The following is a 217-nucleotide window of genomic DNA, read 5'->3' as shown; positions in this document are numbered from 1 at the left end:
CTCCGCCTCGGTGCGGCCGACCCAGTCGGCGCCCTCGACGGACTTGCCGGGCTCCAGGTCCTTGTAGACCTCGAAGAAGTGCTGGATCTCCAGGCGGTCGAACTCCGAGACGTGGTGGATGTCACGCAGGTGCTCCACCCGGGGGTCGGACGCCGGGACGCACAGCAGCTTGTCGTCGCCGCCGGCCTCGTCGGTCATCCGGAACATGCCGATCGCG

1 protein-coding gene is annotated in these 217 nt (G+C 69.1%); it reads right to left on the bottom strand.

The features are described from left to right. The coding region (locus DVH02_RS34500; protein ID WP_147286217.1) for an inorganic diphosphatase at positions 1-217 on the bottom strand (217 nt) is incomplete at both ends.

Origin of the sequence: Streptomyces corynorhini, assembly GCF_003346515.1 — a bacterium.
GTDB classification, from domain to species: Bacteria; Actinomycetota; Actinomycetes; order Streptomycetales; family Streptomycetaceae; genus Streptomyces; species Streptomyces corynorhini.
The sequence above is the reverse complement of the archived record's forward strand: the minus strand, read 5'-3'. Positions and strand labels throughout refer to the sequence as shown.